Source organism: Pandoraea sp. PE-S2T-3 (genome assembly GCF_002179965.1).
Classification (GTDB): Bacteria; Pseudomonadota; Gammaproteobacteria; order Burkholderiales; family Burkholderiaceae; genus Pandoraea.
Map to the genome: position 1 here is coordinate 314,764 of NZ_NGUQ01000007.1, position 18,683 is coordinate 333,446.

Annotated in this window: 13 protein-coding genes, 1 tRNA gene and 1 pseudogene; 4 read left to right on the forward strand and 11 right to left on the reverse strand. The window is 64.3% G+C overall.

All coding sequences use genetic code 11. From position 1 onward, the window contains the following. Positions 1-12: 12 nt before the first annotated feature. The 9 genes and pseudogenes from CDV46_RS03525 to def all read right to left on the reverse strand — a co-directional run bounded on the left by CDV46_RS03525 (position 13) and on the right by def (position 10,433). A tRNA-Phe gene (locus tag CDV46_RS03525) sits at positions 13-88 on the reverse strand. Between the two features lie 111 nt (positions 89-199). Further along, on the reverse strand, positions 200-937 hold the full coding sequence (locus tag CDV46_RS03530; RefSeq protein WP_087690410.1) for a response regulator: 738 nt from the start codon (positions 935-937) through the stop codon (positions 200-202). Further along, complete coding sequence (locus CDV46_RS03535; RefSeq protein WP_087690813.1) at positions 938-3,229, reverse strand: sensor histidine kinase; 2,292 nt, start codon at positions 3,227-3,229, stop codon at positions 938-940. 349 nt (positions 3,230-3,578) lie between these two features. Further along, positions 3,579-4,163: pseudogene (locus tag CDV46_RS27335) on the reverse strand (DUF4390 domain-containing protein); the annotation flags it as partial. Further along, positions 4,160-5,473 carry a 16S rRNA (cytosine(967)-C(5))-methyltransferase RsmB gene (gene rsmB, locus CDV46_RS03545; protein ID WP_087721818.1) on the reverse strand — a complete coding sequence of 438 codons (1,314 nt, stop codon included), beginning with the start codon at positions 5,471-5,473 and terminating at the stop codon, positions 4,160-4,162. The gene rsmB and the pseudogene CDV46_RS27335, both read right to left, overlap by 4 nt. Positions 5,474-5,678: 205 nt before the next feature. Further along, positions 5,679-6,539 (reverse strand): zinc metalloprotease HtpX, encoded by an 861-nt coding sequence (gene htpX, locus CDV46_RS03550; RefSeq protein ID WP_087721819.1) that lies wholly within the window; start codon positions 6,537-6,539, stop codon positions 5,679-5,681. A gap of 227 nt (positions 6,540-6,766) precedes the next feature. Then, positions 6,767-7,750, reverse strand: a complete 984-nt coding sequence (fmt, locus tag CDV46_RS03555; RefSeq protein WP_087721820.1) for a methionyl-tRNA formyltransferase — start codon at positions 7,748-7,750, stop codon at positions 6,767-6,769. Between the two features lie 90 nt (positions 7,751-7,840). Next, complete coding sequence (locus tag CDV46_RS03560) at positions 7,841-9,664, reverse strand: ArnT family glycosyltransferase (RefSeq protein ID WP_087721821.1); 1,824 nt, start codon at positions 9,662-9,664, stop codon at positions 7,841-7,843. Between the two features lie 265 nt (positions 9,665-9,929). Then, the gene (def, locus tag CDV46_RS03565; protein ID WP_058376777.1) at positions 9,930-10,433 is read right to left on the reverse strand and encodes a peptide deformylase; all 504 of its coding nucleotides are present in this window, start codon (positions 10,431-10,433) and stop codon (positions 9,930-9,932) included. Between def and dprA the strand changes: the two genes are divergently transcribed. From dprA to CDV46_RS03580, 3 genes are all read left to right on the forward strand, one after another. Further along, positions 10,432-11,985 carry a DNA-processing protein DprA gene (gene dprA, locus CDV46_RS03570; protein ID WP_254915915.1) on the forward strand — a complete coding sequence of 518 codons (1,554 nt, stop codon included), beginning with the start codon at positions 10,432-10,434 and terminating at the stop codon, positions 11,983-11,985. The genes def and dprA overlap by 2 nt on opposite strands. 77 nt (positions 11,986-12,062) lie before the next feature. Continuing rightward, entirely contained in the window at positions 12,063-12,449 is a 387-nt protein-coding gene (locus tag CDV46_RS03575; RefSeq protein WP_058376775.1) for a thioredoxin family protein, read from the forward strand. A gap of 174 nt (positions 12,450-12,623) precedes the next feature. Beyond that, a complete protein-coding gene (locus CDV46_RS03580; protein ID WP_087690419.1) occupies positions 12,624-15,317 on the forward strand; it encodes a DNA topoisomerase III in 2,694 nt (897 codons plus the stop codon). A gap of 112 nt (positions 15,318-15,429) precedes the next feature. On the opposite strand, the gene CDV46_RS03585 is transcribed toward CDV46_RS03580, so the two are convergent. Next, complete coding sequence (locus CDV46_RS03585) at positions 15,430-16,398, reverse strand: LysR family transcriptional regulator (RefSeq protein WP_058380007.1); 969 nt, start codon at positions 16,396-16,398, stop codon at positions 15,430-15,432. A gap of 479 nt (positions 16,399-16,877) precedes the next feature. Between CDV46_RS03585 and hemN the strand changes: the two genes are divergently transcribed. After that, positions 16,878-18,455 (forward strand): oxygen-independent coproporphyrinogen III oxidase, encoded by a 1,578-nt coding sequence (gene hemN, locus CDV46_RS03590; protein WP_254915916.1) that lies wholly within the window; start codon positions 16,878-16,880, stop codon positions 18,453-18,455. A 16-nt stretch (positions 18,456-18,471) separates the two neighbouring features. On the opposite strand, the gene CDV46_RS03595 is transcribed toward hemN, so the two are convergent. Beyond that, the gene (locus tag CDV46_RS03595) at positions 18,472-18,669 is read right to left on the reverse strand and encodes a YbdD/YjiX family protein (protein ID WP_058376773.1); all 198 of its coding nucleotides are present in this window, start codon (positions 18,667-18,669) and stop codon (positions 18,472-18,474) included. Between the last annotated feature and the right edge of the window lie 14 nt (positions 18,670-18,683).

An 18,683-nucleotide genomic window follows, 5' to 3' on the forward strand; every position in this document is an offset into this window, starting at 1 on the left:
GCCCTTCGAATTTGGTGGCCTGGGTCGGAATCGAACCAACGACACGCGGATTTTCAATCCGCTGCTCTACCAACTGAGCTACCGGGCCAAGAGAAAAGCGATTATAGAGAGCCCTGATGATTTTCGCAAGCCCTTTGTCGAAAAAACCTGCGGGAATTGCGCGCCGGTCTTTCGACGCCACGGACTTTCGCCGGTGACGTCAGGTCTTGCTCTTGGAAAGCTCCACGCCCAATTGCTTGAGCTTGCGATACAAGTGCGTGCGCTCAAGCCCCGTCTTCTCGGCCACGCGCGTCATGCTGCCGTGTTCCTTCGCCAGGTGATAAGCAAAGTACGCGCGCTCGAAGGCATCGCGCGCTTCGCGCAGCGGCACGTCGAACGAGATGTCGGCGGCGAGGCCGGCACCACCGGCGCCCACAGCCCCGTCGGCATCATGCGCCCCCAACGGCGCGTGCACCGTGGTGCCGTTCAGGCCCGTTGCCGCGTGACGAGGTTCGCTCTCGCCGAACACGCCGGTCTCGAGCTCGTCGTCAGCGGCATCGAACGCACTGGGCGCCCCGCCGGCGGCGTCGCGCTTGCCGCGCACGAGACCCTGCTCGACCGCTTGCAACAGCTTCTGCAAGGCAATCGGTTTTTCGAGGAAGTTGAGCGCGCCGATCTTGGTCGCCTCGACGGCGGTATCGATCGTCGCGTGACCCGACATCATGATGACCGGCATGGTCAGCAGTTGCTGTGCCGCCCATTCCTTGAGCAATGTCACGCCGTCGGTATCGGGCATCCAGATATCGAGCAGCACGAGGTCGGGGGTGTGCGCCGCACGATAGGCGCGAGCCTCCTGTGCGTTCTCCGCCACCTCGACGACGTGCCCCTCGTCGCTCAGAATCTCCGAGAGCAGCTCCCGGATTCCCATTTCGTCGTCCACCACCAAAATGGTTGCCATTTACGCTACCTTCGTGTGTTCTGTCGGCTTATTGCGCGACAGATCCTGGTCGTCAGCCAATTGAGTAAACAAGATCGAAATCTGTGCTCCCGCACTGCCCTCACCCTCGGGCAACGTCCGGTTGCGGATGTCGATGCGCGCCTGGTGTTCGTCGATGATCTTCTTGACCATCGCCAGACCGAGCCCCGTGCCCTTTGCCTTGGTCGTTACATACGGTTCGAATGCGCGGGTCAGGATGCGTGCCGGGAAGCCCGGCCCATTGTCCGTGATCGTGAGACGCACTGCCGTGCGTTTCGGTTCTCCGGGATGCGCGTCCGTTCCTGCGTATTCTACTGTCTTCGTTTCCACAGTGATAAGAGGGTTTTCGGTTCCACTCACTGCATCTTGAGCATTTTGCAGCAGATTATGGATAACCTGACGCAATTGAGTCGAGTCGCCCCGAATTTCCGGCAGGTCTGCACCGAGGTAGGGACGGATCGCGCCCCGCCCTTCATCCACCCCGTAGAGCGTGAGTACTTCGCCGATCAGCTCGTTAAGTTGCAGCGAATGCATGATCGCCGGCGGCAGACGCGCGTAATCGCGGAAGTCGTCGACCATGCGCTTCATCGCCGCCACCTGATTGACGATGGTCGTCGCGCCGCGACGCAGGAATTCGGCTTCGGTCGGCGGCAACTTGTCGGAGAGCTTCATCTGCAAGCGCTCGGCCGAGAGCTGAATCGGTGTGAGCGGATTTTTGATCTCGTGCGCAAGACGCCGCGCCACTTCCGCCCATGCCACCGAACGCTGTGCCGAGATCACGTCGCTGATGTCGTCGAACACCACCACATACCCGCCGCCCGAGCGCGTGGGCACACCCGCCACCGCCATCGCCGGCTCGGGCAGATGCGAGCCGCGCACGAGCAAGGTCACCGAATCGGTTTCGCCGGGCAATGTCAGGCCGATCTGCTGTTGCCAGTGACCGCCGGGGCCGAGATCGGCATTGGCATCGCGATCGGCAAATGCGCGGCGCAAGGTCTCGCCAAATTCCACGAGGGCCGGAATATGCGACGGCGAACGATTCAATTCGCCCTGAAAACTCTGCTTGAAGATGCGTTCAGCTCCCGAGTTGGCCGTGGTCAGCCGGAAATCTCGATCAAACACGAACACGCCGGCCGTCAGGCTCGACAGGATACTTTCCAGGTGAGCCTTCGAGCTTTCGAGCGCCAGCCGATTGCGCTCGACCGTGGCGCGCGCATCGGAGAGCTGCCGCGTCATCGCATTGAATGCCTGCGTGAGGAAACCCAACTCGTCGTTGGTGCGCACTTCGCCCTTCGGCGAGAGATCGCCCGCGGCCACCTCCTGCGTGCCACGCGCGAGCAGAAACAACGGCCGCGCCAACTGACTTCCGAGCGCCAGCGCCAGCATCATGGCCACGAAGGTGGCGAGAAACAGCGATAGCGTCAGCGTGCCGATATACATCTTGCGCAAGCCGGTCCGGCCAAGCGCCTTCTCCTGGTATTCACGATAGGCGTTCTGCACCGCCTCGGCGTTCTGCGCCAGATTAGCGGGCACCAGTTGCGTGACTTGCAGGAACCGCTCTTCGTCTTGCAGCGACGAGGTGTAGCTCGACGGAATTCGCAACACCACGCGCCAGCGCAACTGGTCGTCCGAGCTGTGCCGGTCGTAGCCCTCGCCGCCGCCCTCGATGGCCGTGTAGCCACGCGATTGCGTGCGCGCCTGTCGCAGCATCAGCGGTGTGGGCAAGTCGGGCACGAGCGCATTGAAGTTGCCTGACGCGGAGGCGAGCACACGGCCGTTGCCGTCGACGATCGTCGCGTCCTGCAAACCGAACTGGTCACGCATGCGCAGCAGCGTGAGCGTGCCGCCCTTGTCGCCGCTCGCGGTGAGATTGTCGGCGACGAGTTGCGCCTTGGCGCTCAGATCGGACAAGCCGTTGTTCAGAATCGCGCGGCCGAGTTCGAGCCCGGAGTCGAGCGCGGTCTCCACACGCACGTCGAACCACGACTCGATACTGCGCGAGACGAATTGCAGCGACACCAGATAGATGATGCCGCCCGGCAGCACGCCCACCAGCGCGAAGAAAATCGCGAGCTTGGCGAGCAGCCGCGTGCCGAAGCGTCGCTGGCGCAGGCGCACCAGAATGATCCAGATCAGCGCCCCGACGATGAAGACGAAGATGATCGCGACCGCGATGTTCGCCGTGTAGAGCAGCGAGTAGTAGCGATCGAAGAATTCCGTATTGGCGGAAGCCAGCGCCAGCAGGCCGAAGAGGCCGATGGCGACCAGCGCCATCGTGACGATCAGCGTGCGAATGACAATGCGCTTGAGCAGGCCGCCGCCGTTGTTACTTGACACGAGACGCCCCCGGCGGCAACGCCGCGCTGAACGCCAGCGGCAGACGGCCGGTGAGCCGCGCGACCGGCCCCGATGCAGCGTCCTCGTCAGCGGGCGAAGCCAGCAAGGCGATCGGAAGTGCCGGGGCAGCATTGGCAGACGACGTGCCCGACGTGCTCGAAGTGCTCGATAGGCCGGCGGGTGCGTTGACCGACGCCGGTGCCGGTGCCACCGCAGGCGCCGCAGAAGCCATCGCGTTCGCGCCCCCGGCCCCCGGCAGGCTGGCTGCGGCAGGCGGTTGCGGGGGTGAGAACAGGAAGCGCGCCCAGTCCGAGCTCAGGTTCCAGTCGCGATTGTTCACCGCATCGATCTGGAACGGCTTGGGCATGAGGGCATTGTCGAGTCGCATGCGCACCGACGCCTGATATTGCGTGCCGGGCTTGACCACGCCTTTCTCGATGACGCGCCAGCCGCTCACGTTGCGCACGAGTGCCATCGCCTCACGCAACGAACTGAAGCCGAGTTGCAGGCCGCTGTTGCTGCTGTTGCCGTTGTTGCTTGAGACGCGATATTGACGCGTCAGCGGCTGGAACCACAGCCGCACACTCTGCGAGCTGGTGACGACCTTCTCGTCGAACCAGTACCAGCGCGAGCGGGTGAGTTCGAAGTCGGTCGTGAAGTAGAGGGAGATACCGCGATTGACCGCGTCTTCCAGGCTACTGTTGAGTTCGAACGCGAAGCGCGCGTCAAGCGTCCACCCACCCTCGGAGGATTCGAGCCGGGCTTCGCGCACCTGAATTTCGTTGTCGGCACGTGCGGGTCCCGCAAAGCCGAGCGTAACAACGCACAGCAGCGGCAGCAGGCAGGCCAGTAGCCGTTGGGAGAAAGTCACCGTTTCTGGAAGCGAGCGTAATAGAAGCCGTCATGGGCGCCGCCAGGGGTCATCAGCAATTGCCCGGGAGCGTCCAATCGTACCGCATCTGTGCGAACGCGTTCAAACCATTGCGCTTGCTGTTCGTTTTCCGACGGGAAGATCGAGCAGGTGACGTAGACCAGCTCGCCGCCGACGGCCAGCGTTTCCCACAGCGACAGCAAAATGCGCTGCTGTTCGGCCACCAGCGCCGGAATGTCGTCGGCACGGCGCAACCAGCGAATGTCCGGGTGCCGGCGCACGATGCCCGCCGCCGAGCACGGCACGTCGGCCAGAATGCGGTCGAACGGAACGCCGTCCCAGCCGCCACCCGACCACTTGGCCGGATTGCCCGCGTCGCCGATGCGTACGTCGGCCGACAGCCCGAGGCGCTCCAGATTTTCGTAGATGCGCGGCACGCGAGTGCGGTCCGATTCGAGCGCGGTGACCTGCACGTCGGCGAGTTCCAGCAGATGACCGGTCTTGCCACCCGGCGCTGCGCACGCATCGAGCACTCGCATGCCGGCACGCGGGTTGTCTCCGAGCACGAGCGGTGCGGCCAGTTGAGCACCCGCGTCCTGAATCGACACCCAGCCTTCGGCAAAGCCCGGCAGCCGGTCCACCGGCACCGCTTGCGCGAGGCGCAGGGCGACCGGGCCGACCACTTCGGACGCCATACCGGCGAGCGTCAGACTCTCCTGCATGGCCGCCACGCTCACGCGCCGCGTATTCACACGCAGGGTCATCGGGCCCCGGTTATCGCCCGCGGTGAGCAACGTCTCCCATTGGCCGGGGTATGCGTCTCGCACCGTGTTGATCCACCACGTGGGGTAGTTCCAGCGCGCTTCTGGCTGTTGGGCGATCTGGGCCAGCAACGCCTCGCGCTCGCGCAGGAAACGGCGCAGCACGGCATTGGCCAGCCCCTTCGCGGCGGCCGTGCGGCGTTGCGCGGCAATGGCTTCGACGGCCTGATCGACCACGGTAAATTCGGTGTACGCAGCGTCTTCCACAGGGTCTTGCAGCAGCGCAAGCGCGCACAGCAGGATGTCGCGCACGCGCGCCTGCATCGCGGGCTTGACCAGCACCGCCAGCAAGGCACGGCTGCTGCCGAGACGGCGCACCGTGCGGTAAGCCAGATCCTGTGTGGCGGCGCGGGTGCCCGGGGCACACTGCGCGGTCGCCTGCGCGAGTGCCTGCGGCAACGCCATGCCCTTCTGGACAGATTCGAGGGTTTGCGCGGCACGTTGCAGCGCGTACGCCAGAGATTCGGTGGGCAGAGTGGCTTGCGGCATGGGCTTTCTACAAACAAATATGCCCGCGCGACGGCGGGCATAGGGGGCTATCGGACGGCTGTCGGGCGACAGGATAGCAGACTGACAGCCAACGGACGGCGACCCGCAGGACGCCGTCAGGCCATGCGCGGTCAGTCCTCACTCACGGGGTCCGCGATGGCTGGCGTTGGTTCTCGCGGCGGCGCGCCCTGATCTGACCCCGGGCTCAGACCGGATATTGTCCGGTGCGTGCCATCTCCATCAAGCGCGCAATACGCTCTTCAGTGGCCGGGTGCGTCGAGAACAGGTTGGCGATCGTGCCGCCCGAGAGCGGGTTCATGATCATCATCTGCGCCGTGGCCGGATGTTGCTCGGCGGCCTCGAATGGGATGCCCTGTGCAAAGCGATGAATCTTGTCGAGCGCCGCTGCCAATGCCTGCGGATCGCCCGAGATTTCGGCACCGCCACGGTCAGCCTCGAACTCACGCGCCCGCGAAATCGCCATCTGAATCAGCGAGGCGGCCAGCGGCGCGAGAATCGCCACGGCAATGCTCGCAATCGGATTGCTCGGACGCCCGTTCTGGTCACGACCGCCGAAGAACATCGCGAAATTGGCCAGCGCCGAGATCGCACCGGCCATGGTGGCCGAGATGGTCGAAATCAGAATATCGCGGTGCTTCACGTGGGCCAGTTCGTGGGCCATCACGCCGCGAAGTTCCCGGTCGGAAAGCACACGCAGAATACCGGTGGTGGCTGCCACGGCCGCATTTTCCGGATTGCGGCCGGTCGCGAACGCGTTGGGTGCATCTTCATTGATCAGATACACCTTCGGCATCGGCAACCCGGCGCGTTGCGACAACTCGCGCACCATGTTGTAGAACTGCGGCGCACTGGTCTCGTCGACTTGCTGCGCGTGGTACATGCGCAGCACCATCTTGTCCGAGAACCAGTACGAAAAGAAATTCATCGCGAGCGCAACTGCCAGCGCGAGCATCATGCCCTGCTTTCCGCCGATCATGCCGCCCACCACCATGAACAACGCGGTGATGGCCGCCATCAGCAGGGTGGTCTTCATCCAATTGAACATGGTGTTCTCCTCTGCAAATCTGGGTGACCTGAGGATTGCACGCACTTCGCGTGTCCTCGGGCGTTAGATGAGGCAAATCATCGAAAATTCAATGCCCGCAAGCAAATTGCACGCCATTTCCGCGCGGTTACCGCTGCTTGCCGACGCTTTCACCGATGTTTGCGGGTTGTTTATCGAATTTTGAAGAATAAAACCCGCCATTGACTGGTCAATGTCCGCGGTCGATGTCAGGCATCCGTGTTCGGCACGGCGTCGAACATGTCACCCGGCGCGATGGCAAATCCCGCGAGAAACTCGCGCACCGGCAGGCGCTTGCCGCCCGGCTTCTGGCATTCGGTCACGTTCAGCGCGCCTTCGCCGCAGGCGATGACCACGGCGTCAGCGCTCACTTCGAGCACGGTACCGGGCGTCGCACCGGCCTTGCCGGCAACGGCATTCGCACGCCAGAGCTTCACGGCCGTGCCGCGCAGGGTGCCCAGTGCACCGGGGAACGGATCGAACGCCCTCACCTGACGTGCCAGCGCCTGCGCCGGACGGCGCCAGTCGAGCGCCGCTTCCTGCTTGGCTATCTTCTCAGCATAGGTCACGCCGGCGTCGGGCTGAGGCTCGGCCGGCAATTTGCCGTCGCGTGCCAACTGGCGCAGTGCATCGACGATCAGCTTGCCGCCTAGCGCCGCCATGCGGTCGTGCAACGTGGCCGTGGTGTCATCGGGGCCGATCGGTTCGGCTTCGCGCAGGATCATCGCGCCAGTGTCCAGACCGGCATCCATCTGCATGATCGTGATGCCCGTCTCGGCGTCGCCGGCTTCAATCGCCCGGTGAATCGGCGCCGCACCGCGCCAGCGCGGCAGCAGCGACCCGTGAATGTTCAGACAGCCGTAACGCGGCAGATCGAGCACTTCCTGCGGCAGGATCAGGCCATAAGCCGCCACCACCATCACATCGGGGGCCAGCGCGCGCAGTTGGTCGATGGCCGCAATCGCCGCTTCCGGATACTTGCCGTTACGGCGCAGCGATGGCGGCTGTGCGACCGGCATGCCATGCGCTTCGGCGTAGCGTTTGACCGGGCTGGCCTGCAACTTCATGCCTCGCCCTGCCGGACGATCCGGTTGGGTGAGCACCAATTCGACAGGAAAACCCGCCGCATCGATGGCGGCCAGCGCGGTTTGTGCAAATTCCGGCGTGCCGGCGAATACGATACGAAGCGTCATGATGAATTTTCTCCTGCCTGCTGCTGACTGCTTGGGCTGACTGCTTGAGGGCTTGGGGGCCTTGGGTTGGCGTAGCGCCTTGGTCGTGCTTTATTGACGCAATGGCGTCAGGGTAACGCCGGGCGCGACCAGCAAGCGGAAACGCTCATTGGTGTCGCCGGCCCGACCGCCCTGCCATACCTCGCGCCACCCGGCGGGTGCGTCGATCCGCGCGGCCGCCTTGTCGAGCACCAACAGTACCCGGCACTCCGAAGCCTGCGCCAGACTCGGCAATTGCACGGGGCGAATGGCGACGAAGTAATCGAGCATCGCGCGCTCCGATTCCCCCACGTTGAACGAGCCGACACAGGTGCCGTTGAGTGTTCCGCCTGCGTCGACAAACGACGTCATCATCGCGACGAACGGCGTGCGGTAGCTGCGCGCCTCGTTGATCCACGGCAGCAACAGCGTCGAGAGCGTGCCCCACACGAACATCAATCCAGCGAAGCCGAACACGAGCGCGCCGAGCTGACGGCGGTAGATGATGGCCGCCACCCACAGGGCAGCGATGATCACCGCGCCCATCACCAGCCCGGGCGAGAACGGCAGCACGTAATCGAGCGGCAGCCATTTGCCGATCGGGCCCGCAGCAACGTGACCGTGGCCACCGAGTTGCAGCCCCCAGCGTACCCAGAGGAACACGCCCAGCACGCTCATCAATACCAGCGCGACGATCGACCACGTCTTTTCGAGCCAGTTCGGCAAGCGCACACCGGCACCGAGCACGCCGAGCGCCGGGAAGATCGACAGCATGTAGATGTCGCGAATGGCCGACGACGTGACGAGCGTCAACACGAACAGCACGACATACAGCCACAGCATGGCCAGTTCAGGGCGTTCGGCGACAAACCGGCGCAGTCCGCCACGTTCAGCGCTGCGGCTTGCAGCGCCGCTTGCAACGCTGCGTTCATGACGGCCGCGCAGTTGCGCAACCAGTGCCCCCACGGCGAGCCAGCCCGCCGGGAAGGTCAATGCCAGCAGGCTGCGGAAGTCGCTCCAATACGACTTGCGCTCGCCACCCAGATGGACGAAGCCGAAGAAGCGGCCGAAATTGTTATCCCAGAACCATTCGATGAACAGCGGCTCCGAGGCGCGCCAGAACAACGCCGGCCAGATGACCACCCAAGGCAGCGCCGCCAGCACGGCCCAACCGAGCGCAGCGGCATAACGGCGCGTGCGGTAGGCCGGCAACGCGAACGCGGCCAGCGCGGTGAGGCCGAGCACGCCGGGCACCAGCAAGCCTTTGCTGAGAAAGGCGATGCCCGCGCCGGTGCCGAGCAGCAGACCCCAGCGCCACGACGAGACCGTCGGTCTGGCCAGACGCGCGAGCGCGAACAGTGCCAGCGCGGCGCCCGCCATTTGCGGCACGTCGGCCGTGAGCTTGTGGATGTTTTCGATGGCCCCGAAGCTGCCCACCATCAGCATGGGCGCGAGCCAATTGAATTGGTTGGCAGTCCCCGTATCGGATGTCGACGTCGGCGCGTGCAGACGCTGCGCGAGTCGGGCCACGCAGAACACGGCAATCAGAAGCCACGCCAGCACGGCCAGTTGTGCGCCTTGGAAGACGGGCAGCACGGCAGACGTGAGGCGCGCGAAGATCGCACCGGTCCAATACATGACGGGGGGTTTTTCGACGAACGGATCGGCGCCCACCCGCGGCACGATCAGGTCATGGCCTCGGAAGAAGTTGAGCACCATGCCGACCGAATACGGTTCGTCGGCCTTCCAGGGATCACGATCGAACAATCCTGCGAGCAGGAAAGCGAAGAGGAGTGCGGCGCTCAACCAATAGATCTTGCGGCGACGGGACGACGTTGAAATCGATGAGGCCGACGAAGCCGTCGAAGCCGACGACGAAGCATTAACGATGGACATCCGGGGAAACCGATCGGGTTGGGCCCGACGGCAAACGTCCCGTTGACGTCCCGTCGCAGCAGGGTTTCGCGCCAAGGCTGGCGCAAAAATTCGCTGCAAGTATAGATGACTTTACTGCGTGCGCCATCTCAGACAGCGAGCGGCGAGCGGGGTGAAATCCCCGTCAGACGCCAATATCCCGCTGTGTATCGCTGAGTACCGCCGGGCGCTCGCTTGGCGCTCGGCGGGTGTTCGCCTGACGTTGCTTAACGTTGCTTCACACCGATTACGCGCGCTCGACCTGCTTTTTCATCTTCTGCTTGATGCGGTTGCGCTTGAGCGGTGAGAGGTATTCGACGAACACGCGGCCCTTGAGGTGATCCATCTCGTGCTGAATGCACACGGCGAGCAGGCCATCGGCATCGAGTTCGAACTTCTCGCCTTTCTCGTCGAGGGCCCGCACGCGCACGCGGTCGGCACGTTCGACTTCGTCATAGATGCCGGGCACCGACAGGCAGCCCTCTTCGTAGACTTTCTGCTCGTCGCTGCGCCACACGATCTGCGGGTTGATGAACACCCGCAACTCGTCGCGCGTTTCGGACAGATCCATCACGATGACTTGCTCGTGCACGTCGATCTGCGTAGCCGCGAGACCGATGCCGGGGGCGTCGTACATGGTCTCGGCCATGTCTTTGACGAGTTGACGGATGCGGTCGTCCACTTCGGCCACAGGTTTGGCCACTTTATGTAGACGCGGATCGGGGTATTGAAGAATATTCAGGAGTGCCATGGTGAAAACGGGATATCGCCGCATTGCCATCGGGGTTCACGCCAACTCACAATCGAGCGATGGCGAAACGCGTCGCGAACTACGCGCCGCAGGCTTCGCCAGCCTTGGCCCCCCGGTCAATGCTTACCGGATGATGAAAAATTTTATCACAGCGCCCCTCTCGCCGCTGGCGGGCGGCACCGCACTTCCCGTGTCAGACGGGCCTCGCCGCGAAATCGCGACCACCGACGCCGCCTTCAACCCGGGCGAGGCGAGAGGGGCCGCCATCGACGCTTCACAGATCAGGGCCGGCACGGAAGATATCAAGGCATGGTTGCGGCTGTGCGCCACGCCGCAAGTGCCGCCCGCTGCCGCGCGGCGTCTGCTGGCGGCGTTCGGGCTGCCTGATGCGATCTTTCGTGCGACACCCGATGAACTCGCCCGCGTGGTGCCGCACGAGATCGCGGCGCGGCTGCTGGCACACCCCTCTGCGGCGCTGCGCGAGCTGATCGACCGCACCCTCGACTGGGCCGCGCAGCCGGGCTGCACCGTGCTGACGCTGGCCGAGGCGGACTATCCGCGCGCGCTGTTCGACCTTGGCGATGCCCCGCCCATGCTCTATTGCTGTGGTGACGCCACGCTGGCGAACCGCGCCGGGCCAGCGGCCGTGGCCATTGTCGGCAGCCGCCTTGCGTCGCCGCAGGGCCGGGAGAACGCGCGACGCTTCGCACGCGAGCTGGGGGAAGCGGGTGTCACTGTCATTTCCGGACTCGCGGCAGGTATCGACGCGGCGGCCCACGAAGGCGCACTGGACACCCCCGGCGGGACCTGCGCGGTCATCGGCACGGGGCCGGACACCGTCTACCCCGCCCGCAACCGGACGCTGGCCGAGCGTATCGGCGGTTCTGCCGCCAACGGGCTCGTCATCTCGCCGTTTTCCGTCGGCACCCCGCCCCGGCCCGCGCATTTCCCGCAACGCAACCGGCTGATCGCTGCACTTGCCCGATGCACGCTGGTCGTCGAAGCCGCAACGAAATCGGGATCGCTCATCACGGCGCGTCTGGCGGGCGAGTTGGGGCGCGACGTCCTCGCCGTGCCCGGTTCGATCCATGCGCAGCAAAGCGCGGGTTGCCACGCGTTGATTCGCGACGGCGCGACACTCGTCACCTCGCCGGACGACGTGCTTGAGGCCCTTGGCCTGCCCGGGAACACGGCCGCCTCACCGCGGGTCCATGGTCGAAGGGTTCCGCCGACGATCACAACGGCCACAGCAATCCCAGCGACACCCCGGACGCCCCCACGACCGAACCGGCCGACCGGATCGACCGGATCGCCCCGACGGCCCCAACAGGCAGGCCCCGCCACACGGCAACCGACCGGACTGACCCCGCCTGCCGCAGCGATTCTCGAAGCGCTGGGTTATGATCCGTCGAGCGCAGACACGCTTCGTGCGCGCACCGGGCTGAACATCGTCACGGTCCTCCAGCAATTGAGCGTGCTCGAACTCGACGGCTGGATTGCACGCGCACCGGGCGCCTGTTTTGTCCGTCTGACGCCACAGGCACCCGCGTGACGATGTCGAGCCGACCGACTCGATCGGCCAGTGCAACCGCCCCCAAGAACCCCAGACACCCCCGACACCCCGATACCATGCCTGTTCTCGACCCTGTCGCCGATCGTTCCGCGCTTGCCACGGCACTGGCCGACGGCCAGACGCGTCTGGTGGCCTGCCTGTGTGCGGCGTGGTGCGGCACCTGTCGCGAGTATCGGGAGGCGTTAGAGCAGCTCGCAGCCAGCCATCCGCAACTGTGTTTCGTCTGGGTGGATATCGAGACGCACGCCGACTGGCTGGACGACCACGACATCGAGAATTTCCCGACCCTGCTCGTGCAGGACGCCCACCAGACCGGCGAAGAGGCACGGTTTTTCGGGCCCCTGCTGCCGGCGATCGGTATTCTCGAGCGCATGCTCGACGCTGGTGTGCTGGGCGACACCCGTGTGGCAGCACCCGCGCTGCGTGCCCACCTGCTCGGCTGACGCCCCGGTGCCCCGCTCCGGGTACCTGCGACCTTGCCGCCGGCCTGCGACGCGCTTATGATGTGCCGCTTTCGGGCCGCCTTGTGCCCGATCCGACGGCAACGCCGGATTCGCTATATGTTATAAAGCCAACGAATGTCGCTTGGCGACACCCCCTCTACATTACCTAACGTCATGTCAAAAGCTCTGATCATTGCCGAGAAACCGTCCGTCGCGAATGACATCGCGCGGGCGCTGGGCGGCTTTACCAAGCATGACGAGTACTTCGAGAACGACGACTACGTCATCTCGTCGGCGGTTGGCCACCTCGTCGAAATCGGCGCGCCGGAAGACTATGAAGTCAAACGCGGCAAGTGGAGCTTCGCCAACCTTCCCGTGATTCCCCCCCACTTTGACCTCAAGCCGATCGCCAAGAGCGAGTCGCGCCTGAAGGTGCTCACCAAGCTGATCAAGCGCAAGGATATCGACCTGCTGATCAACGCCTGTGACGCGGGGCGCGAAGGGGAACTGATTTTTCGTCTGATTGCCCAGCACGCGAAGGCCAAGCAGCCGGTAAAGCGTCTGTGGCTGCAATCGATGACGCCGCAGTCGATTCGCGACGGCTTCAAGCGTCTGCGTACCGACGAAGACATGCTGCCGCTGGCGGATGCCGCCCGCAGCCGTGCCGAAGCCGACTGGCTCGTGGGTATCAATGGCACGCGTGCCATGACCGCCTTCAACAGCAAGGGCGGCGGCTTCTTCCTGACCACCGTGGGCCGCGTGCAGACGCCGACGCTCTCGATCGTGGTCGAGCGGGAAGAAAAGATTCGCAAGTTCGTCTCGCGCGACTATTGGGAAGTGCGGGCCGAGTTCGTCTGCGCGGCCGGTTTCTACGAAGGCCGCTGGTTCGATCCGAAGTTCAAGCGCAACGAGTTCGATCCGGAGCAGCGCGACTCGCGTCTGTGGAGTGTCGCGGCGGCCGAATCGGTCGTGGCCGCCACGCGCGGCAAGCATGGCACGGTGACGGAAGAGTCGAAGCCGACCACGCAACTCTCGCCGCTGCTCTTCGACCTGACGAGCTTGCAGCGCGAGGCCAACGGCCGGTTCGGCTTCTCGGCCAAGAACACGCTCGGTCTGGCGCAGGCGCTGTATGAAAAGCACAAAGTGCTGACGTACCCGCGTACCGATGCACGCGCCCTCCCTGAAGACTATCTGGACACCGTCAAAGAGACGATGGCCGTGCTCAAGGAGAGCAACAACTATCACCAGTTCGCCAATCAGGTGTTGGCCAAGGACTGGGTCAAGCCGAACAAGCGGATCTTCGACAACAGCAAGATCAGCGATCACTTTGCCATCATCCCGACGCTGCAAGCGCCGAAGAACCTCTCCGAGCCGGAGCAGAAGCTGTACGACCTCGTGGTCAAGCGCTTCCTGGCGGTGTTCTTCCCCGCAGCCGAGTATCAGGTGACGACGCGGATCACGGAAGTGGTCGGTCATCACTTCAAGACCGAAGGCAAGGTGCTCACGCAAGCCGGCTGGCTCGCCATCTACGGCAAGGAATCGGCCGGTGACGGCAAGGATGGCAAGGAAGACGCCCCGACCCTCGTGCCGATCGCCAAGGACGAGAAGGTCGGTGTCGACAAGGTCGAATCCGTTGGGTTGCAAACCAAGCCGCCGGCGCGCTACAGCGAAGCCACGTTGCTCTCGGCGATGGAAGGCGCAGGCAAGCTCGTCGAAGACGGCGAACTGCGCGAGGCCATGGCAGGCAAGGGCCTCGGCACACCAGCGACGCGTGCGGCCATCATCGAAGGCCTGCTCGGCGAAAAGTATCTGATTCGCGAAGGCCGTGAGTTGCATCCGACGGCCAAGGCGTTCCAGCTGACGACGCTCCTGCGCGGGCTTGGCGTGGACGAATTGACGCTGCCCGAACTCACCGGCGAATGGGAAGCCAAGCTCTCGCAGATCGAGCGCGGCGGCCTGAAGCGCGACGAGTTCATGCAGGAAATCGCGCAGATGACGCAGACCATCGTCAAGCGCGCGAAGGAATACGACTCGGACACGATTCCCGGCGATTACGCGACGCTCAGCACGCCGTGCCCGCATTGCGGCGGCGTGGTCAAAGAGAACTACCGTCGTTTCGCCTGTTCGAATTGCAGCTTCTCGATCTCGAAGATCCCGGGCGGACGTCAGTTCGAAATTCCGGAAGTCGAAGAGCTGCTCAAGAACAAGACGATCGGGCCGCTGTCGGGTTTCCGCAGCAAGATGGGCCGTCCGTTCTCGGCCATTCTCAAGCTGTCGCCCGACGACGAAATGGGCTACAAGCTGGAGTTCGATTTCGGTCAGGACAACGGCGACGAAGACGGCGAGGCCCCGGACTTCACCGGTCAGGAGCCAGTCGGCAAGTGTCCGAAGTGCGGCGGCCGCGTCTTCGAGCACGGCATGCGTTACGTGTGCGAAAACGCCGTGGCCAACCCGAAGTCGTGCGACTTCACGTCGGGCAAGGTGATCTTGCAGCAGGAAATTTCGCGCGAGCAGATTCACAAGCTGCTGACCGAAGGCAAGACCGACTTGCTGACGAACTTCAAGTCGTCGCGCACGGGCCGCAACTTCAAGGCGTATCTGGCCCAGCAGAAGGACGGCAAGATCGGCTTTGAATTCGAGGCCAAGGCGCCGAAGAAGACGGCCGCCAAGGCGGCGGATGCCGAAGGCGATGAGGGTGGTGACGAGAAGGCGGCCGCACCGGCACGCAAGACCGCCGCTGCCAAGGCGCCGGCGAAAAAAGTCGCCGCCAAGAAGGCCCCGGCAAAGAAGGCTGCGGCGAAAACGGCCGCCAAGCCGACCAAGGCCGCGGCTGGCGATGCCTTCGATGACGACGATGCACCGTTCTGATCGACCGTCTGTCGCATATTGACCGTCAGGGTCAATGAAAAACGGCCACTTCCTCGCGGGAGTGGCCGTTTTGCTTTGGGGCGCGCGAGCGCCCGCTCAGACTGTCATGCCGTCATACCGGAATTTCGGCGTTCGGCGTGGTCGGCGACGGCAGCTTGGGCGGCACCCAGCGCTCGGCGGCCGAGATGCCTTCGTTCTGACGGAAGTATTCGACCGTCAGGTCGATGAAGCCACGCGTCTTGGCCGACAAATACTTGCGGCTCGGGTAGACGAGCGAGACATCGATCGGCGTTTGCGTAAAGTTGCGCAGCAGCGCGACGAGATCGCCGTCGCGGACATCGTTACCCACCAGATACGACGGCAGGAACGCGATGCCGTGCCCCAGCAGCACCGACTGACGCAGCAGCGCCGTGTTGTTGCAGATGAACTTGTTCTGCACGCGCACCCGCACTTCGCCTTCCGGGCCCGAGAACACGCGGTCATCACTCCAGAAATCGTTGGGCAGACCCAGCACGCCGTGTTCGCTCAGTTCCTGCGGCGTCACCGGCTCACCGTGTTCGGCAATGTAGGCCGGCGAAGCGCACAGCATCACGCGCGTCTCGGCGAGCACCCGCGAGATCAGGCTTTCGCTGTTGATCATGCGGGTCAGCAGAATGCCGCAGTCGTAGCCTTCTTCGACCAGATCGATCGCACGATCGGTGAGCGTGAGGTCGACCACGACCTTCGGGTGCATTTCCTGATACTTCTTGATGAGCGGCGCGAGGTTGCGCAAGCCGAACGACACCGGGGCGACGACCTTCAGGGTGCCCTTCGGATCGCGTGACGCGCTCGAGATCAGTGCGTCGGCCTCGTCGACTTCGTCGATGATCTGCCGGCAGCGCTCCAGATAGACCTGCCCGGCACCGGTGAGCGAGAGACTGCGCGTGGTGCGGTTGAGCAGGCGAACGCCGAGATGCGACTCCAGTTCTGCGACGTGACGTGTGACCACGGCGGCGGACAGATCCATCTGAGCGGCGGTACGGGCAAAACTCCCGTTATCGGCCACCTTGACGAAAACGCGCATCGATTGCAGACGGTCCATGTTGTTTCCAATCGTGATGTGCCGCGTCGTTCCGGCGAAGATGCATTGCGCACCTGCGAGCATGGGGGCGAACCTGCCGCTACCTACGACCGTTTCCGATGGGTAGCAGCGGGTCGTCGGGGCACCGCTTGGCCCGCCGCCCCGGAACCTTCCGGAGTGGGCCGCGTACGTGCCGCCAGGGCCGTCGACGCGGCGGGGGACTTCGATAAGGCGCTAGCTTACCGTAGGCAGCCGAAATTTGCCCGACGTGGCAATGATTCCGGTGCAGTTCTGCCATGCGGCGCGTGCATGCGTGCACTTGACAGGCGCCCCCGGTATCGCGCTTTTGCCTCGCATCCGACCCCGTTTTGGCCTGTAAAAGCGCCGTATGCGACCAAATGTCGCAATTCCGGGGCTTGAGCGCACGGTTTGACGCAGGTCACGGCTCGGCCGGCATCACGTGGCTAGAGTGGGGCATCACTCTCGTTTCAGGCTTCGTCATGCAACCCCATCCCCCCCTGTCGACGCCACGCGCCGAGGACGCCCCTGCCCCCGCCACCGAACGCCAATGTCAGGGGACGTGTCCGTCCTGCGCTTCGCGTGGGTCTGGCGCTTCTCTGGACGCTTCCTCGAACGCTTCCTCGAACGCCGCACCGGGCACCGCAAGCGCATCCACCCTCATTGCACCGCCCGCGTCGAAGACACCTCCGCTGCGCGTCGACGCCCGCCTGCTCGGCCGCTACGACGTCAACGGGCCGCGTTACACCTCGTACCCGACCGCCCTGCAATTCCACGACGACTTCGGCGCCAGCGATTACGCCCGCGCCGCGGCGCAGTCCAAGCGCTCCGGCAAACCGCTTTCGCTCTACGTGCACGTGCCGTTCTGCGACACCGTGTGCTTTTACTGCGCCTGCACCAAGATCGTCACCGGCAATCGCGCGCACGCCGACGCCTACGTGGCGCGCCTGCACACCGAGATTGCCCGTCAGGCGTCGCTGCTCGGCGCCGGACGCACGCTCGCCCAGATGCACTGGGGCGGCGGCACCCCCACGTTTCTCTCGCTGGAACAGATTGCATCGCTGGTCGATGCCATCCGCCGTCAGTTCGTGATGGCCCCGGACGACAGCGCGGAATATTCCATCGAAATCGACCCGCGCAGTGCCGGCCCCGCATCGATTCGCGCGCTACGCGCCCTTGGCTTCAACCGTCTGTCGATTGGCGTGCAGGACTTCGATCCGCGTGTGCAGCAGGCCATTCATCGCGTGCAGCCGCGCGCCTTGGTCGAAGCCACGCTCCACGCCGCGCGCGATTGCGGGATTCGTTCGGTCAATTTCGATCTGATTTACGGGCTGCCGCATCAAACACCGGCGTCGTTCTCGAAGACGCTCGATGCCGTCATCGAAATGGCGCCCGAACGGCTGTCGGTATTCAGCTACGCGCATCTGCCGCAACAGTTCAAGATGCAGCGCTGTCTGCCCGACGACCTGCCGGCCGGTCCGGAAAAAGTGGCGTTGTTGCAGACGATCATCGCGCGGCTGACCGCAGCGGGTTACGTCTACATCGGCATGGACCACTTCGCCCGCCCCGACGACGAACTCGCCCGCGCACAGGCGGCGGGCACATTGCATCGGAATTTTCAGGGCTATAGCACGCGCGCCGATTGCGATCTGATCGGTGTGGGCATGTCGTCCATCGGCCGCGTAGGCGACAGCTACGCGCAGAACGCCAAGACCCTCAAGACGTACTACGAGGCTATCGATGCGGGCGGATTGGCGATTACACGAGGCGTGCGGCTCACCGGCGACGACCGGCTGCGGCGCGACGTCATCTCGCGCCTGATGTGCCATATGTCGCTGAACTTCGAGGCGATCGAGCAGACGCACGACATCGACTTCGTGGCGTATTTCGCAGCGGAACTGGGTGAGTTGGCCGACCTCGCTGACGACGGTCTCGTCGCCATCGATGCGCGCGGCTTGCGTGTGCTTCCCGCCGGACGGTTGCTGGTGCGCGTCATCGCACAGGTCTTCGACAGCTATCGGCGCAGCGCGGCGAATGCGCGGTGCGCCAAGGTGATGTGAGGCGCCGCTAGCAGCGTTAGCAGCAGCGCCCGCCGCTCTTGCCGCCGTAGCGCGCCTCCTGACGTTCACGGAAGAACGCCTCGTAGTCCATGACCGGCTTGTCCGGATGGGTGGCCTGCATGTGTGCCACGTAGGTGCCGTAATCGGGCAGACCGACCATCAACCGCAGACTCTGCCCCAGATAGCGTCCCATCTTGCCGACATCTTCAAACATGGCGACTCCTGCTT